The sequence below is a fragment of the Actinomycetospora flava genome (assembly GCF_037400335.1).
In the GTDB taxonomy this organism is placed as follows: domain Bacteria; phylum Actinomycetota; class Actinomycetes; order Mycobacteriales; family Pseudonocardiaceae; genus Actinomycetospora; species Actinomycetospora flava.
Genome location: NZ_JBBEGM010000004.1, coordinates 364,715 through 389,450, shown reverse-complemented (window position 1 = coordinate 389,450; position 24,736 = coordinate 364,715). Strand labels below are relative to the sequence as shown.

At 71.2% G+C, this 24,736-nt stretch carries 24 protein-coding genes and 1 tRNA gene; 15 read left to right on the top strand and 10 right to left on the bottom strand.

What is annotated here, in order from left to right:
• Positions 1-61: 61 nt before the first annotated feature.
• Positions 62-1,282, bottom strand: a complete 1,221-nt coding sequence (locus WCD58_RS13615) for an MFS transporter (protein ID WP_337703573.1) — start codon at positions 1,280-1,282, stop codon at positions 62-64.
• Positions 1,283-1,449: 167 nt separating this feature from the next.
• Between WCD58_RS13615 and WCD58_RS13610 the strand changes: the two genes are divergently transcribed.
• Together WCD58_RS13610 and WCD58_RS13605 are read left to right on the top strand one after the other, a co-directional pair.
• Positions 1,450-1,941, top strand: a complete 492-nt coding sequence (locus tag WCD58_RS13610; protein ID WP_337703572.1) for a DUF3145 domain-containing protein — start codon at positions 1,450-1,452, stop codon at positions 1,939-1,941.
• A gap of 59 nt (positions 1,942-2,000) precedes the next feature.
• Positions 2,001-2,606: a hypothetical protein gene (locus tag WCD58_RS13605; RefSeq protein WP_337703571.1), complete on the top strand. Its 606-nt coding sequence runs from the start codon at positions 2,001-2,003 to the stop codon at positions 2,604-2,606.
• A 62-nt stretch (positions 2,607-2,668) separates the two neighbouring features.
• Here the strand turns inward: WCD58_RS13605 and WCD58_RS13600 are convergent, their stop codons facing one another.
• The 5 genes from WCD58_RS13600 to WCD58_RS13580 form a co-directional block, all read right to left on the bottom strand.
• Entirely contained in the window at positions 2,669-3,931 is a 1,263-nt protein-coding gene (locus WCD58_RS13600) for a beta-ketoacyl-[acyl-carrier-protein] synthase family protein (RefSeq protein ID WP_337703570.1), read from the bottom strand.
• An 11-nt stretch (positions 3,932-3,942) separates the two neighbouring features.
• Positions 3,943-4,185, bottom strand: a complete 243-nt coding sequence (locus WCD58_RS13595) for an acyl carrier protein (protein WP_116710334.1) — start codon at positions 4,183-4,185, stop codon at positions 3,943-3,945.
• A 77-nt stretch (positions 4,186-4,262) separates the two neighbouring features.
• Entirely contained in the window at positions 4,263-5,243 is a 981-nt protein-coding gene (locus WCD58_RS13590; RefSeq protein ID WP_337703569.1) for a beta-ketoacyl-ACP synthase III, read from the bottom strand.
• Positions 5,240-6,172 carry an ACP S-malonyltransferase gene (locus WCD58_RS13585; protein WP_337703568.1) on the bottom strand — a complete coding sequence of 311 codons (933 nt, stop codon included), beginning with the start codon at positions 6,170-6,172 and terminating at the stop codon, positions 5,240-5,242. The genes WCD58_RS13590 and WCD58_RS13585 overlap by 4 nt, the downstream gene beginning before the upstream one ends.
• Before the next feature lie 148 nt (positions 6,173-6,320).
• A complete protein-coding gene (locus tag WCD58_RS13580; RefSeq protein ID WP_373696225.1) occupies positions 6,321-7,493 on the bottom strand; it encodes a PucR family transcriptional regulator in 1,173 nt (390 codons plus the stop codon).
• A gap of 29 nt (positions 7,494-7,522) precedes the next feature.
• Here WCD58_RS13580 and WCD58_RS13575 point away from each other — a divergent pair, with 29 nt between their 5' ends.
• Positions 7,523-8,173 carry a pirin family protein gene (locus tag WCD58_RS13575; protein ID WP_337703566.1) on the top strand — a complete coding sequence of 217 codons (651 nt, stop codon included), beginning with the start codon at positions 7,523-7,525 and terminating at the stop codon, positions 8,171-8,173.
• Positions 8,174-8,249: 76 nt separating this feature from the next.
• Here the strand turns inward: WCD58_RS13575 and WCD58_RS13570 are convergent, their stop codons facing one another.
• Positions 8,250-8,453, bottom strand: coding sequence for a cold-shock protein (locus tag WCD58_RS13570; RefSeq protein ID WP_116710338.1), 204 nt, complete (start codon positions 8,451-8,453; stop codon positions 8,250-8,252).
• A 232-nt stretch (positions 8,454-8,685) separates the two neighbouring features.
• A complete protein-coding gene (gene aceE / locus WCD58_RS13565; protein ID WP_337703565.1) occupies positions 8,686-11,469 on the bottom strand; it encodes a pyruvate dehydrogenase (acetyl-transferring), homodimeric type in 2,784 nt (927 codons plus the stop codon).
• 380 nt (positions 11,470-11,849) lie between these two features.
• On the opposite strand from aceE, the gene WCD58_RS13560 reads away from it, so the two are divergent.
• The 4 genes from WCD58_RS13560 to WCD58_RS13545 all read left to right on the top strand — a co-directional run bounded on the left by WCD58_RS13560 (position 11,850) and on the right by WCD58_RS13545 (position 14,575).
• The gene (locus WCD58_RS13560; protein ID WP_337703564.1) at positions 11,850-12,287 is read left to right on the top strand and encodes a DUF3052 domain-containing protein; all 438 of its coding nucleotides are present in this window, start codon (positions 11,850-11,852) and stop codon (positions 12,285-12,287) included.
• A 62-nt stretch (positions 12,288-12,349) separates the two neighbouring features.
• Positions 12,350-12,811 carry a peroxiredoxin gene (locus WCD58_RS13555; protein WP_337703563.1) on the top strand — a complete coding sequence of 154 codons (462 nt, stop codon included), beginning with the start codon at positions 12,350-12,352 and terminating at the stop codon, positions 12,809-12,811.
• A 74-nt stretch (positions 12,812-12,885) separates the two neighbouring features.
• Positions 12,886-12,957 (top strand) — tRNA-Val (locus WCD58_RS13550).
• 82 nt (positions 12,958-13,039) lie between these two features.
• A complete protein-coding gene (locus WCD58_RS13545) occupies positions 13,040-14,575 on the top strand; it encodes a site-specific integrase (RefSeq protein WP_337703562.1) in 1,536 nt (511 codons plus the stop codon).
• Between the two features lie 461 nt (positions 14,576-15,036).
• Here the strand turns inward: WCD58_RS13545 and WCD58_RS13540 are convergent, their stop codons facing one another.
• Together WCD58_RS13540 and WCD58_RS13535 are read right to left on the bottom strand one after the other, a co-directional pair.
• Positions 15,037-16,068, bottom strand: a complete 1,032-nt coding sequence (locus WCD58_RS13540) for an amidohydrolase family protein (protein ID WP_337703561.1) — start codon at positions 16,066-16,068, stop codon at positions 15,037-15,039.
• Between the two features lie 100 nt (positions 16,069-16,168).
• Positions 16,169-16,861, bottom strand: a complete 693-nt coding sequence (locus WCD58_RS13535; RefSeq protein ID WP_337703560.1) for a GntR family transcriptional regulator — start codon at positions 16,859-16,861, stop codon at positions 16,169-16,171.
• 114 nt (positions 16,862-16,975) lie between these two features.
• On the opposite strand from WCD58_RS13535, the gene WCD58_RS13530 reads away from it, so the two are divergent.
• The 8 genes from WCD58_RS13530 (at position 16,976) to WCD58_RS13495 (ending at position 24,726) form a co-directional block, all read left to right on the top strand.
• On the top strand, positions 16,976-17,503 hold the full coding sequence (locus WCD58_RS13530; protein WP_337703559.1) for a flavin reductase family protein: 528 nt from the start codon (positions 16,976-16,978) through the stop codon (positions 17,501-17,503).
• Positions 17,504-17,564: 61 nt separating this feature from the next.
• Positions 17,565-18,782 (top strand): acyl-CoA dehydrogenase family protein, encoded by a 1,218-nt coding sequence (locus WCD58_RS13525; protein ID WP_337703558.1) that lies wholly within the window; start codon positions 17,565-17,567, stop codon positions 18,780-18,782.
• Between the two features lie 155 nt (positions 18,783-18,937).
• Positions 18,938-19,774: a fumarylacetoacetate hydrolase family protein gene (locus WCD58_RS13520; protein WP_337703557.1), complete on the top strand. Its 837-nt coding sequence runs from the start codon at positions 18,938-18,940 to the stop codon at positions 19,772-19,774.
• Positions 19,775-19,810: 36 nt separating this feature from the next.
• Positions 19,811-20,008: a hypothetical protein gene (locus tag WCD58_RS13515; RefSeq protein WP_337703556.1), complete on the top strand. Its 198-nt coding sequence runs from the start codon at positions 19,811-19,813 to the stop codon at positions 20,006-20,008.
• A gap of 46 nt (positions 20,009-20,054) precedes the next feature.
• Entirely contained in the window at positions 20,055-20,984 is a 930-nt protein-coding gene (locus WCD58_RS13510) for a VOC family protein (RefSeq protein WP_337703555.1), read from the top strand.
• 214 nt (positions 20,985-21,198) lie between these two features.
• Entirely contained in the window at positions 21,199-22,701 is a 1,503-nt protein-coding gene (locus WCD58_RS13505) for an aldehyde dehydrogenase family protein (RefSeq protein ID WP_337703554.1), read from the top strand.
• A 41-nt stretch (positions 22,702-22,742) separates the two neighbouring features.
• A complete protein-coding gene (locus WCD58_RS13500) occupies positions 22,743-23,486 on the top strand; it encodes an SDR family NAD(P)-dependent oxidoreductase (RefSeq protein ID WP_337703553.1) in 744 nt (247 codons plus the stop codon).
• A gap of 226 nt (positions 23,487-23,712) precedes the next feature.
• Entirely contained in the window at positions 23,713-24,726 is a 1,014-nt protein-coding gene (locus tag WCD58_RS13495) for an amidohydrolase family protein (RefSeq protein ID WP_337703552.1), read from the top strand.
• The last annotated feature ends 10 nt before the right edge of the window (positions 24,727-24,736 follow it).

Genomic DNA, 24,736 nt, shown 5'->3' with positions numbered 1-24,736 from the left:
CCCGCCGCGGTGGTGCGAGGGACGCCCTCGCTGCGCCCCACGCAGCGAGGGCGTCCCTCGCTCACCCACGCCGCTCACCCCCGCGCGCCCGCGACCACGCGAGCGCGCACCCCGCCGCGACGAGCACACCGACGACGCCCGCCGCGGCCACCGCGCGCGCCGGACCCGTCGCCTCCGCGAGCAGACCCGCGAGCAGGACGCCCAGGCCCTGGGTGACGCGCAGGGCGGTCACGGCGAGCCCGAAGGCCTGCCCGCGGTGGGCGTCGGGCACCGCGGCGACGAAGGCCGCGTTCGCTGGCACCTGGTAGGCGCACGCCAGCCCCGACACCACCCACAGGGCCACGACGACGCCCAGCGACGGATCGAGCGCCGAGGCGATCAGCGGCACGCACGAGGCGATCGCCAGCGGGCCGAGGAGCCGGTCGCGCCGCCCGGGCGGGACCAGCCGTGCGATCACCACGATGCCCAGGGCCGCGCCGAGCGGGTTCGCCGCCAGCAGCAGGCCCACCGCGACCGGGCCGCCGCCGAGTGCCGCCGCGTAGGGCGCCGCGAGCCCCTCGATCGTCACCACGAACGCGGACACGCACGCGAGCGCCACCAGCGCGCGCAGGCGACGGTCGCCCAGGACGATCCGCGCGCCGTCCCGGAGCCCGGCGATGCTCTCCGACCCCCCGGTCGCCCGCTGCTCGGCCACTCCGAGCTGCAGGATCGCCGCCGAGACCACGAAGGTGGCCGCGTCGGCGAGCAGCGCGGTCGGCACCCCGACCAGGGCGACGAGCGGGCCGCCGAGCGCGAACCCGAGGACCTGCCCGCTCTGGTACGTCGTCCCCGACACCGCCGAGGCGACGACGTAGCGCTCCCCGGTGAGCACGTGCGGCAGGATCGCGGCGCGGGCGGCGGCGAAGGGCGCGGCGATGAGCTGGCCGGCGACCACGAGCACGCACAGCGCCCAGAACGGCATCCCCGGCACTGCCATGAGCGCGAGGACGCCGGCGCGCAGGAGGTCGCTGACCACCATCGTCAGCCGCCGCGGCGCCCGGTCCGCGATGCCGGAGAGCAGGGGGCCGGCGACGAGGTCGGGCAGGAACGTCAGCGCGTAGGTCAGCGCGGTGAGCCCGGCCGACGCGGTCTCGGTGAAGACGAGCACCGCCAGCGCGACCCGGGCCACCTGGTCGCCGAGCACCGAGAGCAGCTGGGCCAGCCACAGTGCGAAGAACTGCGGGTCGGCGAGGACGTCGCGGAACCGGGCACCGTCCGTGTGCGGGCGGTCATCCTCGGTCACGGTCACCTGACTCTACGGATCGCGGCCGCCGACACGCCCGGGATCCGGTGACACTGGCGCCACAAGAGCATCACGGTGCACACTGCACGGCGGTTGTGATCGGTTCGATCTCTGTCATCGCACGAGGACGTTGGGGAAGACGCTTCTCGTCGAGTCGGAGGTCAGCAGTGAGCACCCGTGGCGTGATCTACGTCCACTCGTCGCCGTCTGCGGTCTGCCCGCACGTCGAGTGGGCGATCTCGAGCGTCCTCGACGCTCGAGTCGTGCTGGACTGGACCGCCCAGGAGGCGGCGCCGGGGTCGGCGCGTGCCGAGGTGTCGTGGGCCGGGCCCGCGGGCACCGCGGCGCGTGTGGCGACGGCGCTGCGCGCCTGGGGCATGGTCCGTTTCGAGGTGACCGAGGATCCCTCGCCGGGCACCGACGGCGAGCGCTTCAGTCACGTCCCCGGGCTGGGTCTCTGGCACGGGCGCACCAGCGCGAACGGCGACATCGTCCTCGGCGAGGACCAGGTGCGCGCCGCGCTCGCCGGGGCGACCACGCGGGAGTCGCTGACCCGCCGCATGGACGACCTGCTCGGCACGCGCTGGGACGACGCGCTCGAGGAGTTCCGCTTCGCCGGCGAGGGTGTGGCGCCCGCGCGGCTGCACCAGGTCGGCTGACTCCCGCCGACGGAGGACGCCCCCCGAGGGCGTCGGGGGAGGCTGGCAGGCTGGACGGCATGCTCGGGCGGTTCCGTGACGGCGCGCTGGCGGACCGCCTGCGCCCGGGCATCGTCCTGCCCGTGGTCCTCGTCCTGGCGCTGGTGATGGTCATGGTGGCCGGGGCGCTGCTCGGCGCCCGCGCGGCGGCCGTCGGGCGGGCCGCGGTGGGCGACACCGGGCCGGTGCTCGTCGGCGCCGAGCTGCCCGAGGACGGGTCGGCGGGTCCGCCGGCCGTCGTGCTCTCGCCCGCCGCCGCGGTCCACCCCGAGTCGGGCGCCGTGCGCGACGTCCTGCAGCGCTGGACCGACGCGCGCAACGCGGGCGACCTCGCCGCCTACCGGGGCACGCTCGTGCCCGAGGCGCGGATCGACCCGACGGCTTTCGCCGACGCCGCCCGCACCCAGAAGGTCGGCTCGGTGGTGGTGCGCCGGATCGACCCCGTGGCCGGCGGTGAGCTCGTCGTGCCGCTGGGCTACGTCACCACGCAGGACCCCGCGGTCGCGCCCCCGGACGTGCGCGTGCCGCGGCTGTGCTGGCAGATCAGCGCCGTCGTCGAGACCTCGGGCGGCCAGCCTCGCCTGCTCGACCCGCGACCGGGGAGCCAGCTGCGCTCGCCCTGCTAGAGACACGAGAATGCGGCGTCGCCGGCGTCAGACGCCAGCAACGCCGCATCGCTCGAACAGGGTCAGGCCGGCGTGATCGCCAGGCACACGTTGTGCCCGCCGAAGCCGAAGGAGTCGCTGATCGCGGCGTCCAGCGACTGCTTGCGGGCCTCGCCGGCGACGACGTCGAGGGTGACGTCGGGGTCGAGCTCCTCGAGGTTCGCGGTGGGCGGGATGAGCCCCTCGCGCACCGAGAGGATCGTCGAGATCGCCTCGACGGCACCGGCGGCGCCGAGGAGGTGACCCAGCGAGCCCTTGGGCGCGGTGAGCACCGGGTGGTCGCCGATCGACTTCTTCACGGCCACGGTCTCCGCCACGTCGCCGACGCTGGTGGCGGTGGCGTGGCAGTTGACGTGACCGATGTCCGAGGGCTCGAGACCCGCCGTGCGCAGGGCCGCGGCGATGGCGCGGGACTGGCCCGTGCCCTCGGGGTCCGGCGCGGTGATGTGGTAAGCGTCGGCGCTGGTGCCGATGCCGGCGAGGCGCCCGTGCACGGTGGCCCCGCGGGCGGCCGCGAACTCCTCGCGCTCGAGCACCACCATGCCCGCGCCCTCGCCGAGCACGAAGCCGTTGCGGCCGGTGTCGAACGGGCGGGAGGCGCGCTCGGGCTCGTCGTTGCGCAGCGCCATGGTGCGGGCCTGGCTGAAGCCGGCGAGCGTGATCGGGTGGATGCACGCCTCGGTGCCCCCGGCCACGACCACGTCGACCTCGTCGGCCATCAGCATCCGCCAGCCCCAGGCGATGGCCTCGGCGCCCGACGCGCAGGCCGACACGGGCGCGTGCACGCCCGCCGCCGCGCCGAACTCCAGGCCGACGTGCGCGGCCGGGCCGTTGGGCATGAGCATCGGGATGGTCAGGACCGCGACCTTGCGCAGGCCCTGCTGCTCGAGGATGTCGTCCTGGCCCAGCAGGGTCAGCGCCCCGCCGATGCCGGTGCCGACGATGACCGCGAGCCGCAGCGCGTCGACCTTGGGCGACCCGCCCTCGGCGTTCGGGTAGTCGCCGAGGTCGGCGTGCTGCCAGGCCTCCCGCGCCGCGATGATCGCGGTCTGCTCGCTGCGGTCGAGGCGGCGGGCCTCGACGCGCTTGAGGATCTCGGTGGGCTCGACGGCGAGCTGCGACGCGATCTTGACGGGCAGCTCGTAGGTGTCGACCCAGTCCTCGTCGATCTTCGAGGCGGCGCTGCGACCGGCCAGGAGGCCGTCCCAGGTGGTCGCGACGTCGCCGCCGAGCGGGGTCGTCGCGCCCATGCCGGTGACGACGACCCCCTGGCCGGTGCTGCTCACGAAGTCGCCCCTCAGGAGTGGTTGGAGATGTAGTCGACGGCGTCCTGGACGGTGGTGAGCTTCGCGAGCTCGTCGTCCGGGATCTTCACGCCGAACTTGTCCTCGGCCTGCACGGCGATCTCGACCATCGACAGCGAGTCGATGTCCAGGTCGTCGACGAACGACTTCTCGGAGGTCACCTCCGCGGCGTCGACGCCGGCCACCTCCTCGACGATGCTCGCGAGGTCGGGCAGGATCTCTTCGTTGGTCGCCACGGGCTCCCTTTCTTCGTGCGGTTCTTCTGGACGGCAGTGCCCGGGTCGGCACCGTAGGGCAGATCAGGTCGGGACACTCACGGCAGGACCACGACCTGCGCCGCGTAGGACAGGCCGGCACCGAAGCCGACCAGCAGCGCGACGTCGCCGGACTTCACGCGGCCGGCGCCGCGCATGTGGTCGATGGCCATCGGGATCGAGGCCGAGGACGTGTTGCCGGAGTACTGGATGTCGTCGGCGACCCGCAGGTCGTCGCGGCCCCCGACCTGGCGCAGGCGCTTCGCGATGGCCTCGACGATGCGCAGGTTGGCCTGGTGGGGGACGAGCACGTCGATGTCGGAGGGCGTGAGGCCGGCCGCCTCGACCGCGCGCAGGGCCACCGGTGCGATCTTGGTGGTGGCCCAGCGGAACACCGCCTGGCCCTCCTGGCGCAGCGCGTCGCCCTCGTCGATGTGGATCGTCGACACGAGGTCGCCCGCGGCGCCCCAGACGACCGGGCCGACGCCGACCTCGTCCTCGGTCGCGGCCGGTCCGATCACCGCCGCGCCCGCGCCGTCGGCGAAGATGATGCAGGTCGAGCGGTCCTGCATGTCGAGCCAGTCGGAGAGCTTCTCCGACCCGATCACCAGGACGTGCTTGGCGGTGCCCGAGCGGATCATGTCGCCCGCCAGCCCGGCGCCGTAGCAGAAGCCGGCGCAGGCGGTGTTGACGTCGAACGCGCCGATGCCGTTGACGCCGATGCGGTCGGCGGTCTGCGCGGCGGCGTTCGGGATCGGCTTGGACATCGTGCAGGTCGCGACGATGACCGCGTCGAGGTCGGTGGGGGCCAGGCCGGCGTCGGCCAGGGCCTTCGACCCCGCCTCGACGCCCATCGACACCACGGAGTCGTTCTCGTCGCCGAAGCGGCGCTCCACGATGCCGACGCGGCTCTGGATCCACGCGTCGTTCGTCTCGACGATCTTCTCGAGGTCGTGGTTGGTGACGACCCTGTCGGGCTGCATGCTGCCGAGCCCGAGGATGCGGGCGCCCGCGGCCTGGGGGGTCAGCTGGAGCTTCATGCGTGCTCCTCGATCAGTTGTACGGCCTTCTCCAGGTCGTCGGGCGTGTTGACGTTGTGGGTGGGCGTCCCCTTGATCTGGCGCTTCACCATCCCGGTGAGCGTGCCCGCGGGGGTCAGCTCGATGGCGGCGCCGACGCCGCGCTCGCGCATGGTGTCCATGCAGGAGTCCCAGCGCACCGAGCGCGTCACCTGCGCGACGAGGCGCTCGAGGAACTCCGACCCGCTGGTGACCACGGCGCCGTCGGCGTTCTGCAGCAGCGGGTGGGACGGGTCGGCGGGGGAGAGCTCGCCGCGGTGCTCGGCGACCCACTCGCCGAGGGCCTTCTCGGCGGGCTCCATGAAGCGGGTGTGGAAGGCGCCGGCGACCGACAGGGACCGCACGCGCGCCCCCTCCGGCGGCTCGGCGACCAGCTGCTCGATCGCCTCCTTGCGGCCGGCGGCGACGACCTGGCCGGTGCCGTTGCGGTTGGCGGGCTCGAGGTCCAGCTCGGCGAGGCGGGCGAGCACGGCGTCGGCGTCGCCGCCGAGCACCGCGGCCATCGTCGTCGGCTCCTGGGCGCACGCGGCGGCCATCTCCCTGCCGCGCACGGCGGCCAGGGCCACGGCCTGCTCGGCGTCGATGACCTCGGCGATCGCGGCGGCCGCCAGCTCGCCGACGGAGTGCCCGGCGACGAGCGCGGTGTCGGGCACGGAGACCTCGAGGCGCAGCTGGTCCCAGGCGAGCAGCGCCGAGGCGACGAGCAGCGGCTGGGTCACGGCGGTGTCCTCGATGGCCTGCGCGTCGGCCTCCACGCCGAGGTGGACGAGGTCGAGCCCGGCGGCGTCGGAGAACGCCTCGAGCCGCCCGCGGGCCTCGGGACGGTCGAGCCACGGGGCGAGCATGCCGGGCTTCTGGGCGCCCTGGCCGGGAGCGAGGATCGCGATCACGCCTGCCACCTCATCACGGGTCGGGGTCGGTCCGAAGGTGCCGCGGCGACGAAGTCGGCTCCATCGCCGTTGTCGAGTTCCCACAATGCCCTGGCTCACACACCTGGCGCGAGCCCTCCGGTCGTGGCGTGTCCGCCCTGGTCAGGGCTCATCCGACGGAACCGTCCGGGTGCAGCCGATCGAGGCCGATCGCCAGTCGCAGCACCAGCGCACCGCGCGCCTCGGCGGGATGCACGCCCGTGAGTTCGGCCACGCGGCGCAGGCGGTAGCGCACGGTGTTGGGATGCACGAAGAGCTGCCGGGCCGCCGCCTCGAGCACTCCGGCGGCGTCCAGGTAGCACTCGACGGTCGCGGCGAGCTCCCCGCCGGCGTCGCGCAGGGGCCGGGCGACCTCGCGGCGGAGCTGGTCGACGGCGTGGGTGTCGCCGTCGAGGACGCGCTCGGGCAGCAGGTCGTCGGCGGCGACCGGGCGGGGCGCGCCGGGCCAGGCCCGCACCGCGCGGTGCCCGGCGAGCGCGGCGGTGGCGCTGCGGTGCGCGGCGGTCAGCCCGGCCACGGTCGGGCCGGTGACGACCGCGCCCGGCCCGAACGACGCCGACAGCTCCGCCAGCGGCGCCCCGGGCCCGGCGATCATCACCAGGCGCGCGCCGTGGGTGCCGAGCAGGACGGTCGCGCCCGCCCGGTGCGCCGCGCGCCGCACGGCGTGCAGGGGCTCGGGCGGTTCCTCCGACGGCGGTTCCCCGACGACGACCGTCGCCTCGACCGCCGGGTCCCACCCGAGCGCCGACGCGCGCGAGAGCAGCGTCGCCTCCGCCTCGCCGAGCACCACCGCGTCGACGACGAGCGCCTCCAGCCGGGCGTCCCACGCGCCGCGGGCCTCGGCGGCGCTGGCGTAGACCGTCGCCGCCGAGAACGCCACCTCGCGCCCGAAGCGCAGCACGGCGTGCACGAGCGCGGCGCGCTCGTCGTCGTCGGCACCCAGGAGCGGGATGCGCTCCTCGAACACCTCGGTGGCGATGCGGACCAGCTCGACGGTCTGGCGCAGCGTCACCCGGCGCGCGAGGTCGAGGGGGGCGGAGCGGAAGGCCTCGGCGGTCAGGCGCGGGGTGGCGTCGGGGTCGCGCAGCCAGGCGACGAAGTTGCCGGTGCCGGTCTGGGTCACGAGCAGGACCCCGGAGCGCTGCTCGGCGGTGAGGCGCCCGAACCAGCCGAGGCGCTCGGCCATCGCGGCGACCCCGGCGGCGGCGATGTCGCCGGACGCCTTCTCGATGCGGCGCAGGGTGGTCTTGCGTACCGGGGCGGACCGCCCCGACACCGCCACACTGCTCACGACCGGGGAGCATGGCACGGATGCCTGCCGTCCGACGCCTGCTCGCGAGCGACCGCTCCGTCACCGAGGGCGGGGGCGTGTGCTCGCGGCACGGGCTGTCGTTCGGGCCCCACTACGACCCGGAGCGCACCTCGTTCGGCGCGCTGGTCGCGCACAACGACGACACCCTCGACGCCGGCGTCGCCTACGGCGCCCACGAGCACCGCGACGTCGAGATCCTGGCCTGGGTCGTCGAGGGCACGATGATCCACACGGGCCCGGACGGCGCGGAGACGCTCGTGCCCGCCGGCACCCTGCAGCACCTCGTCGCGGGCACGGGCTGGCACCACGACGAGCGGGCGTCGCCCGACGGCCCCGCGCACCTCGTCCAGCTCTGGGTGGCCCCGGGCCTGGACGACCCGCCGCCCGGGGAGCCGTCGCTGACCCACCACCGCGTCTCGGGCGGGCTCGTCCTACCGCTGCGTCGCCCGGGGGTGACCGTGACGGTCGCGCACGTCGCTGCCGGGGCGAGCTGGACGCCCGGCGACGGCGCCTTCCGCCACGTGCACGTCGCCCGGGGCTCGCTGGGCGAGGCGGTCGCCGGCGACAGCCTCGAGATCACGGGCACCGGGGCGATCGGGTTCGACGCGGTCCCCGCCGGCGCCGACCTGGTCGTCGTCACCACGGCCTGACCCGGACACACGACGGGGGCGGCGCGTCTCCCGACGCACCGCCCCCGTTTTCGAGAGGTAACTCCGCTGAGTTGCCTTACAGCGGCGTGACCTGAACGGCCTGCAGGCCCTTCTGGCCCTGCTCGACGTCGAACGAGACGCGCTGACCCTCGTCCAGGGTGCGGAAGCCGCGGGCCTGGATGGCCGAGTAGTGGACGAACACGTCAGCGCCACCACCGTCGGGAGCGAGGAAGCCGAAGCCCTTCTCGCTGTTGAACCACTTGACGGTGCCTTCTGCCATTCCTGCTCCTCATACCGATGTCACGAGGCGATGATCTTCCGCCCCGACCTTCAGATCCGCCGCCGGAGCCGGGGCTCCCTACGTCGGAGTCGCGTCACTCGAACAGTCCGGGGGCGTCCGAGCGGCGTGACGTCGACAGCCTATCCGGAAGGACGGGGCCGACCACCAGCCCCGATCGCCGATCTCGCGACGAACGGTCACTGCACGATCACCCCACGCCCCACCGGTCGCCTCAGGCCACCCCGGAATCGGAGGTCTGCGGGCCCGCGGCCTGCGGGTCGTCGATGCGGTACTGCTCGGCCGCCCGGACGACGGTGTCGCGCCCGACCTCGCCGCGCCGGGCCAGCGCCGCGAGCACGCCGACCGTGATGTTCTCCGCGTCGACACCGAAGTGTCGCCGGACCGCCGGCCGCGTGTCGGAGAGCCCGAACCCGTCGGTCCCCAGCACCGTGAAGTCGCCGGGGACCCACTTGCGGATCAGGTCCGGCACGGCCTTCATCCAGTCCGACACGGCGAGCACGGGGCCGGCGGCGTCGCCGAGGGCCTCGGTGACGTACGGCGTGCGCGGGTCGGCGTCCGGGTGGGCGTGGTTGTGCTCGTCGCACGCGACGCCGTCGCGGCGCAGCTCGCCCCACGACGTCGCCGACCACACGTCGGCCTGCACGCCCCACTCCTCGGCCAGCATCCGCTGCGCCTCGAGCGCCCACGGCATCGCGACGCCCGACGCGAGGATCTGCGCGCGGGGGCCGGGGCCGCCGGGGGCCTGGGCGTAGCGGTAGAGCCCGCGCAGCAGGCCGTCGACGTCGAGACCCTCGGGCTCGGCGGGCTGCTGGTAGGGCTCGTTGTAGACGGTGAGGTAGTAGATGACGTTCGGGTCGCGGTGCGGGTCGGCCTCGCCATACATGCGGGTCAGGCCGTCGCGCACGATGTGCCCGATCTCGAAGGCGTAGGCCGGGTCGTAGGCGACGACGCCGGTGTTGGTGGCCGCGAGCAGCAGCGAGTGTCCGTCGTTGTGCTGCAGGCCCTCGCCGACCAGCGTCGTGCGCCCGGCCGTCGCGCCGAGCAGGAAGCCGCGCGCCATCTGGTCGGCGGCCGCCCAGATGCCGTCGCCGGTGCGCTGGAACCCGAACATCGAGTAGAAGATGTAGATCGGGATCATCGGCTCGGCGTGGGTGGCGTACGACGTGCCCACCGCGGTGAACGAGGCGACCGAGCCGGCCTCGTTGATGCCCTCGTGCAGCAGCTGGCCGGCCTCGGACTCGCGGTAGGCGAGCAGCTGGTCGTGGTCGACCGAGGTGTAGAGCTGGCCCTGGGGGTTGTAGATCTTCAGGTTGGAGAAGAACGAGTCCATCCCGAAGGTCCGCGCCTCGTCCGGGATGATGGGCACCACGCGCTTGCCGACCTCCGCGTCGCGCGTGAGCTCCTTGACCAGGCGGACGAACGCCATCGTCGTGGCGATCTCCTGCTTGCCCGAGCCGCGCTTGACGACGTCGTAGACCTTGTCGCCGGGCAGCACCAGCGGCTTGTTGCGCAGGCGGCGTTCGGGCAGCGGGCCGCCGAGCTGGCGGCGGCGCTCGAGCATGTACTCGATCTCCGGGGCGTCGGCGCCCGGGTGGTAGTACGGCGGCAGGTAGGGGTCGCGCTCGAGCTCGGCGTCGCTGATCGGCACGCGGACCTCGTCGCGGAACGTCTTGAGGTCCTGCAGCGTCAGCTTCTTCATCTGGTGGGTCGCGTTGCGGCCCTCGAACGTCGGTCCGAGCGTGTAACCCTTGATCGACTTGGCGAGGATGACCGTCGGGCGGCCCTGGTGCTCCATCGCCGCCTGGTAGGCCGCGTAGACCTTGCGGTAGTCGTGCGCGCCGCGCTTGAGGTTCCATACGTCGGCGTCGGAGAGGTCCTTGACGAGGTCCTTGGTGCGCGGGTCGCGCCCGAAGAAGTGCTCGCGGACGTAGGCGCCGTTGTTGGCCTTATAGGTCTGGAAGTCGCCGTCCGGCGTGGTGTTCATCAGGTTGATCAGGGCGCCGTCGCGGTCGGCGTGCAGGAGCCGGTCCCACTCGCGGCCCCAGATGACCTTGACGACGTTCCAGCCGGCGCCGCGGAAGAACGACTCGAGCTCCTGGATGACCTTGCCGTTGCCGTGCACCGGGCCGTCGAGGCGCTGCAGGTTGCAGTTGATGACGAAGGTCAGGTTGTCGAGACCCTCGGCCGCGGCGACGTGGATGGCGCCGCGCGACTCGGGCTCGTCCATCTCGCCGTCGCCGAGGAACGCCCAGGTGTGCTGCTGGCTGGTGTCCTTGATGCCGCGGTTGCCCAGGTAGCGGTCGAAGCGCGCCTGGAAGATCGCGTTGATCGGGCCGAGGCCCATCGACACCGTGGGGTGCTCCCAGAACGCCGGCATGAGGCGCGGGTGCGGGTACGACGGCAGGCCGCCGCCGGGGCCGGCGTGGGAGAGCTCCTGGCGGAAGCCGTCGAGGTGCTGGGCGCCGAGGCGTCCCTCGAGGAACGCGCGGGCGTACATGCCGGGGGAGGCGTGGCCCTGGAAGAAGACGTGGTCGCCGCCGCCGGGGTGGTCCTTGCCGCGGAAGAACCAGTTGAAGCCGACCTCGTACAGGGAGGCCGCCGAGGCGTAGGTCGAGATGTGGCCGCCGACGCCGACGCCGGGGCGCTGCGCGCGGTGCACCATCGCCGCCGCGTTCCACCGGATCCACGCGCGGTAGCGGCGCTCGGTGTCCTCGTCGCCCGGGAACCAGGGCTCCTGGTCGGTCGGGATGGTGTTGACGTAGTCCGTCGAGTACAGCGACGGCACTGAGACCCGGCGCTCACGGGCGCGCTGGAGCAGCTGCAGCATGATGTAGCGGGCGCGCTGCTCGCCCTGCCCCTCGAGCATCGCGTCGAACGACTCGATCCACTCGGACGTCTCGTCCGGATCGATGTCCGGCAGGTGCGACGAGAGCCCGTCGCGGATGATGTGGACCCGGCCGGTGTCCGCGCCTGCGGTGCCCTTGTGGGTGGTCACGGATCGCTCTCCCTGTCGCTGGTTCGTCGACGGCGCGCGGCCGAGTCCGGATCGCGGGCTCGTGGCCGGTTCGGAACCGATTCTGCCCGGTGGTCCGTGGCGTCGCTGTCCCGCTTGTGCCTTCGCTGATGTTCTCTGGTCACCCCATCGTCACCCGCCCTGACCTCGCCGTCACGTCTACTCGTCGGTAGCCCGGGTGGGCCCCGGTTCGCCGTGTTCGTCGTGCGGACACACGCCCTGACTCCATCGATGGTCGAGCTCCGCGGGCTCCGTCTCCCGCGTGGCTGGTTGCGCCATCTCCGGTCGCCGTGTTCGCTTAGCGCTTCACACGGGGTGATGTGCGCCGCACGTGACCCACGGACGAGGAGGAGGCAGAGCGCGTGGTCGCGGCCACGGGGGATTCGGACAAGTCCGATCTCGCCGGCAAGCTCGGCATCGAACCGGGCATGATCGTTCAGGAACTGGGCTGGGATTCCGACGTCGACGACGAGATCCGCTCTGCGGTCGAGGACCGCTGCGGCGAGGATCTGCTCGACGAGGACGCCCAGGAGGTCGTCGACGTCGTCCTCCTCTGGTGGCGCGACGGGGACGGCGACCTCGTCGACACCCTGATGGACGCGCGCTCGCCGCTGACCGAGGAGGGGGTGATCTGGGTGCTCACCCCCAAGACCGGCAACGAGGGGCACGTCGAGCCCTCCGACATCGCCGAGGCCGCCCCGACGGCGGGGCTGTCGCAGACCTCGAACATCAGCCTGTCCGAGGGCTGGGTCGGCACGCGCCTCGTCGCCCCCAAGACGTCCGCCCAGCGACGTCGCTGACCTGCGCTCCTCGATACGCTGACCGGGTTTCGGTGACCCGGACGGACAGGAGACAGGTCCACATGACCGTCGAGGTGGGCTCGCAGGCCCCCGACTTCACGCTCAAGAACCAGGACGGCCAGGAGGTCTCCCTCAAGGACTTCCGCGGCGAGCGGGCCGTCCTGCTGGTGTTCTACCCCTTCGCGTTCTCGGGCATCTGCACCGGCGAGCTGTGCTCGGTGCGCGACGACCTCTCGTCCTTCCAGAACGACGACGTGCAGGTGCTCGGCGTCTCGTGCGACACGACCTGGTCGCTCAAGGTCTGGGCGCAGCAGGAGGGCTACGAGTTCCCGCTACTCTCCGACTTCTGGCCCCACGGCGCCGTCTCCGAGTCGTACGGCGTCTTCAGCTCGGACCTCGGCTTCGCCTTCCGTGGCACCTTCCTGATCGACAAGGACGGCGTCGTGCGCTTCGCGGAGCAGAACGGCCCCGGCGACGCCCGCGACCAGCAGGGCTGGCGCGACGCGCTGAAGCAGCTGGCGTAGAACTCCCTCGCCTCCGGAGCGAACGTGCTGTTCGCTGCCTCTCGGCGGGCGAAGTCCCCGTTCGCTCCGGACCGGGGCGCGTAGCTCAGCGGAAGAGCACCGGCCTTACAAGCCGTCGGTCGCAGGTTCGAATCCTGCCGCGCCCACGCAGGTCAGAAGCTTGTCGGCCGTCCTTCATGCGGCCACGTGGAGCTATACGTGGAGCCGGATGCGCTCTAACTTGGCTCCATGGCCACGAAGCAGGGGGCCCGCCGGCGCCAGCGGGGCGAGGTCGAGGAGCTGCCTAGCGGGGCGCTGAGGGTCCGCGTGTACGCCGGGGCGGACCCCGTCACCGGCAAGCGACACCACCTCACCGAGACGGTGCCCGCCGGCCCGCGGGCCGCCGCCCAGGCCGAGAAGGTGAGGACCCGCCTGCTCGCGGAGGTCGATGCAGGACGCCAGCCGAAGACGACTGCGACAGTCGGTCAGCTGATGAAGCGCTACCTGGAGATCGTGCGGGTCGAGCCCTCGACGCGTCAGGGCTACGAGGGTCTCGTGCGGAACCACATCGCTCCGCTACTCGGCGATCAGCAGGTCGGCCGTGTGCGCGGCGAGGCCCTGGACTCGTTCTACGCCGAGCTCCGGCGGTGCCGCGTGCACTGCCGAGGCGGTCGAGCAATCGTCGATCACCGCACGCATGTCGAGCACCAGTGCGATCAGCGTTGCTTACCGCACCGTTGTCGACCGTTGGGCGAGGGGACGATCCGCCATGCCCACAATCTCCTCAACGGAGCGTTCGCCCTGGCAGTGCGGTGGGAGTGGGTCGGCACGAACCCCGTAGCCCAGGCCGTCGCGCCGACGGTGCCGGCGCCGAACCCCGAGCCGCCGACGGCGCCGCAGGCGGCCCGCATCGCCTCGGAGGCGTGGAAGGACCCGACCTGGGGTCTGTTCGTGTGGCTGGCGATGACCACCGGAGCTCGGCGTGGCGAGCTCTGCGCGCTCCGCTGGAACCGAATCGACTTCGGCACGGGCGTGCTCATCATTCGGTCGAGCATCGCCGAGGTCGGAGGCCGGACGTGGGAGAAGGACACGAAGACCCACCAGCAGCGCCGCATCGTCCTCGACGCGCAGACGCTCGCGCTTCTTCGCGCCTTCCTCGTCCACAGCGCTGAGCAGGCAGCCGCTCTCGAGATCGCGCTGCCCGAGGACGGGCTCGTGTTCTCGACCGACCCCGACGGGTCGAGTTGGCCGAAGCCCGGTACCGCAACCCAGCGCTACTCCCGCATGTGCGCCCGACTCGGGTACGCCATGCACCTACACCAGCTCCGTCACTACTCGGCGACTGAGCTCATCAGCGGCGGTGTCGATATCCGGACGGTTGCCGGACGATTGGGTCACGGTGGCGGAGGAGCGACGACGCTGCGCGTGTATAGCGCATGGGTGGCCGAGGCTGATCAACGTGCGTCGAGCTCGCTGGCAGCGCGCATGCCCGACCTCCCGAACCTGGTGCGCGGGGGCGGCGTCACAGCGATCAGCGCTCCAGCGCTGCCGGCGCCGCCCGAGGAGGCGCCGATCGATCCCTTCAAGAAGATCGCGGCTGACCTGGACGCGGCGATCCGGTGCGGGGTCCTGAAGCCGGGCGATGCACTTCCGACGATCAAGGACCTTGCCGCTCAGTATCGGGTGGCCTTCAGTACGGCCCACCGAGCTGTTGCTCTCCTCGCCGAGCGAGGGCAGGTCGTGGTTTCCCGTGGCCGGCGCGCTGAGGTGGCTTCGCCCAACTGAGCACCGCCTCCTGAGGCCGGGCGACCACGTACGCAGCGTAGCCGACCTCGTCGATGATCAGCAGCGGGACCCGGCGACGCGCAGTCCAGCGCCGTCGATGTCGGCTGAACGAGCCTGTCTCGTTAACGGATGATCCCGCCTTCGCTGACTCCCGCATGTGCCCGCCGCTCAACCGGTCCAGGGCGTTGCGCAGGGGTCCCGGCACCCCGTGGTCATCCTGGTCCGGTCGACGCTGGTTGGAGGCAGGCGGCCGTTCGCCATGGGCAGGTAGCGCTCGTCGGCTCCGAGCACGAGCATCTTCCATGGGTTTGCCCGTGTAGCGTCCGGGCGAGCCGGAGAGTCGCGCACCATGTCTTGTCCGATCCCCGCCAGCGCTTCGGGTCCGCCGTCCGGATCCGTTGGACGGTTGAAGGTCACGTTGAGCTCTCCGGACAAACCGGGAGGTCAACTCTCATCAGGGATCACACGAGTCGCGAACCAGCCAACCAGACTCCGGCCGGGTCGGCGAGGGTGTCGAGGTCCGTGTTGATGGCCCCGCGGACCAGGAGGAGGTCGGCGCGTTGCCCGACCGCGACCTCGCCTCGATCAGTGAGCCGGAATGTTTGAGCAGCTCGTCCGGTCGCCGCATTCAGTGCCTCGCGTGCGGTCATTCCGGCTTGGCGTAGCCAGCCGAGCTCTTCGTGCAGGGAGCTGCCATGGGCGACCGGGGCGAACGGGGTGTTGTTGGCGTCGGTGCCGGCCACGATGGGCACACCGGCCCGATACATCTCGCGCACGGCTTGCAGGCACGTCGCGAAGGCCTCTTCGGCGCGCGCGCCGAGGCGCGCCCGAGTCACCGTGCGCATCATGACCAGGGTCGGCGAGACGACCACACCGGCGGCGAGCATGTCCTCGAGCACGCCCGGGGGGAGGACGCGATCCAGTGGAGCGTGGGTAAGGACGTCAACGCCGGCGTGCAGGGCGCGGGCGAAGGACTGCGCGGTGACGACGTGGGCGACGGTGAGTAGACCGCGGCGGTGAGCACCGTCCACGAGCGCGGCCAGGGTCTCGGGACTGAGGGCGGGTACGTCGGTCGCGTCGGGATCCTCGACGATGATCTTGATCAGGTCGGAGCCGTGGTCGACGCGCCAGCTCAGGTACCGTTCGGCGTCTCCCGGGTCGGTCACTGCGCTCTCGATGGGGAAGCCCATGGCGGTGGTCTGTGTGCTGCCCGGGGCGGAGGCCGCCGAGCCGGCCGAGACGACATCGCTGCCTCTGCCGCGCGGGGCTTCCCGTCGTAGTTCATCGATCAGCTCGTCGGGGTGGGTGCCCAGCTCGACGACGGTCGTGACTCCCGCCCGTGCGGTCGCCTCGAGTTCGCCTTGGTCAGTGAGGTGGACATGGGTGTCGATCAAGCCCGGGATGAGGCTGTGTTCGTGGCCTTCGACGACGTCGCCGACGGGCGTGACGGACTCGGCCGGCGCGATGTCGTCGATGACCCCGTCTCTCAGCACTACGTCTGAGGGGGAGGATGCGTCCCCGTCTGGCCCGAACACGTGTACGCCACGGATGGTGGTTGCAGTGGTGATGAGCTTCTCCTCGCGCTGTCGGGTGTCACCCTGCGACGCGCTTGTCGTCCTCGGTGGTGGTGTGGTCCAGGAGGACCGCGCTGGTGTGTTGGATGTGCGCGGTGAGCACGGCGAGAGCGGTGTCGGTATCGCGGGCCAGGACGGCGTCGAGCAGGGCGCGGTGCTCGCCGGCGATGTCGCGGTGGTGGTCCTGACCCAGGGGGCGTGACCACTGTCGATAGAGCTCGGCGGAGGCGCGCAGGCCATCGGCAAGACCCCGCAGGCGGGCATTTCCGCAACCGGATAGGACCGCCGCGTGGTAGTCGGCGTGGGCTCTGGTCCAGGCTTCGCTGAAGCGTGCCGGGTCGGCCTGGTCGACCTGAGGCGTCTTCGACAGCGTGTGGTGCAGCGCGGTCAGCCGTGACTCCCAGGCCAGGTCGCCCTCCGCGATGGCGGCAGAGAGCACCAGGGTCTCGATCTGCACCCGCGCTTCGGTGAGGTCGACCAGATCCTGCTCGGAAAGGGGAGTCACGCGGTAGCCCTGTTGCGGCTCCAGTCGGACCAGCCCCTGCTCCACGAGCCGGGACAGACCCTCGCGCAGCACCCCCGTGCTCGCACCGTAGCGGGCGCACAGATCTGCGAATGGGAGCCGCGCCCCCGGCGTGAGCCGTCCGGCCAGGATGTCGCTCCGCAGCGCGCCGAAGACAGCCTCGCCCCGAGTGCTCGATCCTGCAGCCATGTCAAACATGATAGCTACTCAAGGTCGACAGCGCCTAATTTCGAAATTTCTCTTGTGAGTCAGACCCGCTGCGTGTCACGGTGATGAGCAGCGTCACAGCGCCGGGAGGTACGGATGACCGCGAGTGGGGGCCCTGACCGAGGAAGGGTCGAACCGCAGGAGTTCCGCGAGCTGATGGGCGGTGTCTGCGCTCCGGTAACGGTGATCAGCACTCGGACCGCCGAAGGCGCCGCGCACGGCACCACGGTCAGCGCCTTCGCCTCGCTCTCGCTGGAGCCTCCGATGGTGTCGGTGGCGCTTGACCGTGACTCGGCGCTGCTGGCCCACGCCCGTAGGTCAGGCCGGCTCGGCATCAACGTCCTCGCGCACGATCAGGCGCAGACGGCGACGACGTTCGCGCGCAGCGGGCCGGACAAGTTCGCCGACGCGTCGTGGGAATGGGACACCGGGATGCCGCGCCTGGCAGGCGTCGCGGGCTGGCTGGTCGCCGACATCGAGCAAGAGGTTGCCGGTGGCGACCACGTGATCCTGCTCGGCGGGGTCGTGCGGGCCGAGAGCACGCCCGCGCTCCCGCTGGTCTACGCCCGGCGAACGTTCGGCTCCCACTCGGCGCTCGTTGGCGCGCCGGCGGTTGAGCCCTGATCGGCCGGCCCTGGTGAGGGCCGGCGGTTCCTTGCTCGTCAATCCAGTTAAGGAGTGTCCGATGTCCGAGATCATTCTGGACCGCCCCGGCACCACCGAGGAGGCCCGCAAGCTGCGCGCCGAGCTGGTGGGCCGCGCCCGAGAGATCGTGCCGGTCCTTGCACGCAACGCGCCCGAGACCGAGGCCGCCCGACGGGTGGTGCAGGAGAACATCGACCTGATCGACCAAGCCGGACTGTTCCGGATCATGAAGCCCAAGCGACTCGGGGGCTACGAGACCGACTTCCGCACGAAGTTGGAGGTCTCCCGCGAGCTCGCTCGTGGGTGCGGGTCGACCTCGTGGGTCACCTCGCTGATGAACGTGTGCTCCTGGTTCATGGGCCTGTTCCCCGACCAGGCCCAGCGCGACGTGTGGGGCGAGGACATCGACGTGCGGGTGGCTGGGGTGTTCGCCCCGACCGCCGACGCCACCAGGGTCGACGGCGGGTACCGGGTGACCGGCAAGTGGGGATGGGCCTCAGGGTGCCTGCACTCCCAGTGGGGCCAGGTCGGGATCCCGATGCCAAATGAGATGGGCGAGATCGTCGATCAGGGCTTCGCCGCCATCCCGATGTCCGACCTGATGATCGAGGACACCTGGTACGTCGCGGGAATGCGCGGCACCGGGTCGAACACCCTGGTTGCCAAGGACGTGTTCGTCCCCGATCACCGCATCATCTCCGTTCCCGCGGCCGTGCAGGGGCGCTACGGGACCGAGCACACCGACGAAGCGCTCTACCGTTCGGCCTACATCCCGGTCGCCTCGCTCATCCTGGCCGGCCCGCAGCTCGGGCTGGCGCAGGCAGCGCTGGAGCTGGTGCTGGAGAAGGCCCCGAAGCGCTCGATCTCCTACACCTTCTACGAAACGCAGGTCGAGGCGCCTACTGTGCAGCTGGCGGTGTCGAAGGCGGCCATGCTCATCGATTCCGCGCACCTGCACGCCTACAGGGCCGCCGCCGACATCGACGAGGCCGCCCGCACCGGCACCTACCCCGACTATCACGCCCGCGCGCGCGTCCGCGCCGACACCGGTTGGGCAGTCGAGCAGGCCCGCGAAGCCATCCGGGTCCTGGTCTCGGCCCACGGCGCCTCCAGCTTCGCCGAGTCCAGCCCGCTGCAGCGCATCTGGCGGGACTCCGAGACCGCCAGCCGCCATGCCGTGGTCAATCCCGCCATCTCCGGTGAGGTCTACGGGCGCAGCCTGCTCGGCATCCAGGAAGGCGTCACCGCGCTGGTCTGAAGTACTCGTTCACACCCACCACCCGCGTCCCCCCGACCATCCGAGTTCCGCTACCGCCTGGCCGATGTCGCCGCGCGAGCGCTGGACGTCTCGCTGTCGGTCACGCGTTTATCGAGGAGAGACCAATGCGTATCGCGAACAGCGGGGGCCGCCTGGTGCTGCTCGACCCCGCCGGCTCATCGGAGGCCCCGCGCGGGGTGGACGTGGAGGCCGCCAGCGAGGGCCGATTCTCGGCCGACCCCCAGGCGGTCTACCAGCGGTGGGCCGAATTCCGCGGCTGGGCCGCCGAGGCGCCCCTCGAGGCGGCCCAGCCGATCAGCCAGGACAGCTTGCGGGCCGTGGTCCCACGTCCGGCTCAGGTGTTCGCGATCGGGCTGAACTACCGCGACCACGCCGCCGAATCGGGCTTCGAGCTGCCCACCGAACCGGTGGTGTTCACCAAGTACGTCTCCAGCTTCACCGGCCCGACCGGCGACATCACCCTCTCCCCAGGCAACGTCGACTGGGAGGTCGAGCTCGTCGCCGTCATCGCAGACCGCGCCCACCACGCCGCGGAATCCCAGGGGTGGAGCCACATCGCCGGCGTCACCGTGGGCCAGGACATCTCCGATCGCAGCACCCAGTTCGCGGCGGCGCCCCCGCAGTTCGGGATGGGCAAGTCCTACCCCGGCTACAGCCCCCTCGGCCCCACCCTGGTCACCCCCGATGAGTTCGTCGACCGCGACAGCATCGCGCTGGGCTGCGAGGTCAACGACATCAGCGTGCAGAAGGGCAGCACCGCCGACCTCGTCTTCACCGTCCCTCAACTCGTCGCGAAGCTCTCGGCGATCACCCCGCTGCTGCCCGGAGACGTGATCTTCACCGGCACCCCTGCCGGAGTCGGGCAAGGCCGCGACCCGCAGCAGTTCCTCGCTGACGGCGACGTGCTGACCTCTTGGATCGAGCGCGTGGGAACGATGCGCCACCGCTTCGTCGCTCACGCCGGGACCTGACCTCGACCACCTCGAGCCCGCATCCAGGAGGCCGTCGTGCATCTGACTATCGAATTGTCCGAGGGCGAAGCCGGCACCCTCGCGCTGGCCGCCGAGCGTCTCGGCATCCCAGTTGCGGAGTTCCTCCGTTTTGCCGGCACCGCCCAGGCCCGCCAGGCCCTCCGCGCGACCGGGCACCACACCACCTCGGTCATCGGTCACCGCCGCCACGCCGGCGCGATCACTGCCGTGTGACCCGGCACCGACCGTCAGTACGACCCCACCAGGGAGGAAGAATCCCATGAGCCTGCACCGCGTCGCCAAGCTCACCGTCGGGGTCCCGAACGTCGCCGAGACCGCGGCCTACTACGACGAGTTCGGGCTCACCCGCAGCGACGAGTCCCGCACCGCGTTCGCGACCACCCACGGCGGCGAGCAGCTCGAACTCGTCGCGGCTCCGCGTCGGCAGCTCGTGGAGTTCCGGATCGCCGCCGACGACCAGGACGACCTCGGCCGTATCGCGGCCTCGCTGGCCCGCCACAACTACAAGGTCGGACGGGGTGAGAACACCGTCACCACCTACGAACCGGTCTCCGGTGCCCGCGGTGTGGTCGAGGTCCTTCCTCGTCTCGAACAACCCCGCCAGGAACCCACCCCCTACAACGGCGTCGGGCGCCTCGAACGGGAGAACACCCGCGCCCCCGGCATCCTGCGCGTCGGCGCCGTGACCCCCCGCAAGCTCGGCCACTTCGTGCTCGGCTCCACCGACTACGACACCACCCGTGCCTTCTTCCTCGACGGACTCGGGTTCAAGCTCTCCGACCAGGTCCCGGGCCTGTCGACGTTCATGCGCTGCTCCACCGACCACCACAACGTGCTCGTCCTGCCCGCGCCGGTGGACTTCATGCACCACACCTCCTGGCAGGTCGACGACGTCGACGACGTCGGCCGCGGCGCCACCGCCATGCTCGAAGGACACCCCGAACGCCACATCTGGGGCCTCGGGCGCCACCACGTCGGGTCCAACTTCTTCTGGTACCTCAAGGACCCCGCCGGCAACTTCTCCGAGTACTACTCGGACATGGACGCCATCGTCGACGACCAGACCTGGACCCCAGAGGACTTCGAAGGCGCCTCCGGGCTCTATCGCTGGGGACCGCCGCCACCCCCGTCGTTCCTCCACCCCGAGGACCTCGCATCGCTCATGACCGGCTCCCACAGCGAGCGCTGAGGCGGCCAGCCCTCAAGGGTTACCGCGCCGCTCTCGCCGCGGGACGTCCGACCGCCACCTCGTCCGGCAATCCGCAGTTGTCCTCGGAGGCGGACCCGAAGGCGCACTCGGCCGCGAGATCGAGTACGGCTGCGTCGGCCTGCCCGACCACCAGCCTCCCCGCCACATGCCTGAACGTCGACGACCAATGCCACGATCAATCCCAGGAGCGCCCATGAGCATCACGGCATCGACCTCCCGCCCACCGGCGCAGCCGCAATCGACCACGCGCACCCGCGCCCAGTTGATTGGCGGGGAATGGCTCGAGGCCGCCGACGGCGCCACCTTCGACGTGACCAACCCTCTCGACAATTCGATCGTCACCCGCGTGCCGGCCAGCTCGCGCGTGGACATGGCCCGCGCGGTGGCAGCGGCGCACCAGGCGCAACCAGGTTGGGCCGCCATGGCCCCGGCCCACAAGCAGGCCCTGTTCGCCAAAGCCGCGGACATCCTGGAGAGCCGCACCCCCGAGATCGTGGCGATGCTGGCCGACGAGACCGGCTCTGGCGCCGGTTTCGGCTACTTCCAGCTCAGCTGGTCGGTGAGCCTGCTGCGCGCCGCAGCGGGCTGGGTGTATCACCCGCACGGGCAACTGCTCCGCAGTGACTACCCCGGCACGATCGCGACCGCCGAACGTAAGCCATTAGGCGTGGTCGCGAGCTTCACACCCTGGAACGGCGCGCACTGCCTGGCCTGGCGCGCGGTCGTGGCGCCCCTCGTCGCCGGGAACACCGTCGTCGTCAAACCGTCGGAAGAGGCACCGGTGACCGCCGGCCTGTTGGTCGGCGAGATCCTTCATGACGCCGGGTTCCCGGCGGGCACCGTCAACGTCGTCACCCACGCTGGCGCCGCTGCGGCGGAAGTCGCCGAGGAGTTCTACGACAATCCCGCGGTCCGATGCTTGTACTTCACCGGGTCAGCAAAGACCGCGCGAGTGGTTGCTGCCCGAGCCGCACAGGCACTCAAGCGCAGCGTGCTGGAACTCGGCGGCTACAACCAGATCGTCGTCACCGAAGACGCCGACCTCGACCACGCCGCCAAGACCGTCGCCTTCAGCGCCTTCTTCCACCAGGGCCAGATCTGCATGAACGCCCGCCGCGTCCTGGTGGCGCAGTCCGTGTACCAATCGTTCCTGGACAAACTCACCGCCATCGCGCAGGCGATGCCCATCGGAGACCCCAGCGACCCGAGCACGGTGATCGGCCCACTGATCAACGACGCCGCCCTCTCCGGTACCCGCGCGGCCATCGAGGGCGCCGTCCGCGACGGCGCTCGAGTACATGTCGGCGGCTCCCATGACGGTCGTCTGTTCGCCCCCACTGTGCTGGTCGACGTCCCCGACCACGCCGAGCTGTCGTGTGAGGAGACCTTCGGTCCCGTCCTGGTGGTCCGGCCGATCAACAACGACGAGGAAGGCATCGCATTGGTCAACGCCAACCCCTACGGTCTGTCGTTCTCGGTCCTCACCGGAGATCCCGCCCGCGGCATGAGCATCTGCAGCCGTATCGACTCCGGCGCCGTGCACGTCAACTCCCCGACCATCAACGACGAACCGCACGCTCCCAACGGCGGAACCAAGAACAGCGGCTGGGGACGGTCAGGACTCGACGCCCTCGACGACTTCACCGAAATCCGCTGGATGACCGTCGAAGCCGCACAGCGGGCCCTTCCCTTCTAAGTCCCTCACCGACTCCGAGCGCCAAGAAAGAGGTTGATGAGATGGGTACACATTCCGGGCGGGTCGCGGTCGTCACCGGGGCCGCCTCCGGGTTCGGCCGCGCCATCGCAGTCGAGCTGGCGCGACGGGGCGCCGACATCGTCGCCGTGGACCTCCACGATGCGCAGGAGACCGCCTCCGACGTCGAGGCCCAGCAACGCAAGGTGATCTGCGTGACCGCGGACGTGTCCAATCCGGATGCGGTCGCGGCCACCGCCGACTCCATGACCGCCCTGTCCGCCAACGCCGACATCCTGGTGAACTGTGCCGGGGTCTTCCCCTTCCAGGACTTCTTCGAGCTGACCTTCGAGCAGTGGAAGCGCACCCAAGCCATCAACCTGGACTCGCAGTTCCTTATGGCCAAGCTGGTGGCTCAGGGCATGCGCGAGGCCGGCTGGGGAAGAATCGTCAACTTCGCGTCCAACTCCCTAGGGCTGGCGGTGCCGGGACTGACGCACTACATGGCCAGCAAGGGCGGCGTCATCGGCTTCACCCGCGCGCTGGCCACCGACCTGGCGCCCTTTGGAATTACCGTCAACGCGATCTGCCCGACCGCCTCCCGAACCCCGGGCGGCCAGTCGAACATCGGCGACGACATGCTGGAGATGGTGGCCAACATGCAAGCCATTAAACACGTCGGAACCGCGGCCGATATCTTGGGCACGGTCGCCTTCCTCACCAGCGACGACTGCGGCTTCCTGACCGGCCAAACCATCGTTGCCGACGGCGGGCTGATGAGAGTGTGAGAGCCGCGCGGGTTGCCAGGCCTTCCCTTGACCGGTGGAGAGGCCTGCTGCCGGGAACCTCCGGCTGAAGCAGCAGATCTCAGCATATACGCCGCCCTGCCTCACTGTCGCTCGAACGCGCCAACCCGACGACAAGCGATGGCCGGGCTGCCGGGACCGCCCACGGCGCCGGGCGACGCACCAGCTCGGGTGCGCAATGAGCCACCACGATACGAAAGGAACAGTCATGCGGCTGATCACGATTGAAGAGCATTTCGGCGACCCGGCCGTCGCCGCCGCCGGCGCGGCAGAGATGAATCGATTGAGCCCCGGGTTTCGGGCAGCGTACGGGCCGGGCAGCGGGCTGCCTCACAGTCCTAGCCTCGAGGACCTGGCCGACCTCGACTCTGGGCGCCTCGCGGCGATGGATGCCTGTGGCATCGATGTCCAGGTCCTGTCGTGCCTGTCGACCCAGCTTCTCCCCGCCGCCGACGCACGCGAGCTGGTGCCGGCGGTCAACGACCGTCTCGCGGCCGCGATCGCGCGCCATCCCGACCGGTTCGCGGGTTTCGCGGCGCTCCCCACAGCAGCCCCCGAGGCCGCGGGCGACGAGCTCCGCCGCGCCGTGGGCGAGCTGGGCCTTGTCGGCACCCTCATCCACGGCCGCACCGGCGAGCGGTTCCTCTCCGAGCCACAATTCGACCCGGTCCTGCGCGCCGCCGCCGAGCTGCAGGTTCCGATCTACCTCCATCCCGCGCCGCCGCCCCGAGGCACCACCGACACCAGTTACGTCGGGCTCGACCCGATCGTGGCGACCCGGCTCCAGACCGCAGCCTGGGGTTGGCACGTCGAGACCGGCCTGCACTTCCTGCACCTCGTGCTGCACGGAGTGTTTGACCGGTACCCCGACCTACAGGTCATCCTGGGTCACTGGGGAGAAATGATTCCCTGGTTCCTCGACCGCCTCGACGACACCCTGCCCCAACGCGCGACCAGCCTCGAACGTCCGATCAGCGACTACGTCCGCGCTAACGCCTACCTCACCCCGAGTGGCATGTTCAGCCAGGCTCAATTGCGTTATTGCGCCGACGTATTGGGCACCGACCGCATCATCTACTCCGTGGACTACCCGTTCCTGCCCCAGGACGACGCCGTCGCGTTTCTTGAGCATTCCGACCTGCCCGAGCCCGCACGCCACGACATCGCCCACGGTAACGCCGAACAACTCTTCAAACTCTCGCCCAGTATCACTAACTCATAGGGGGCGACCG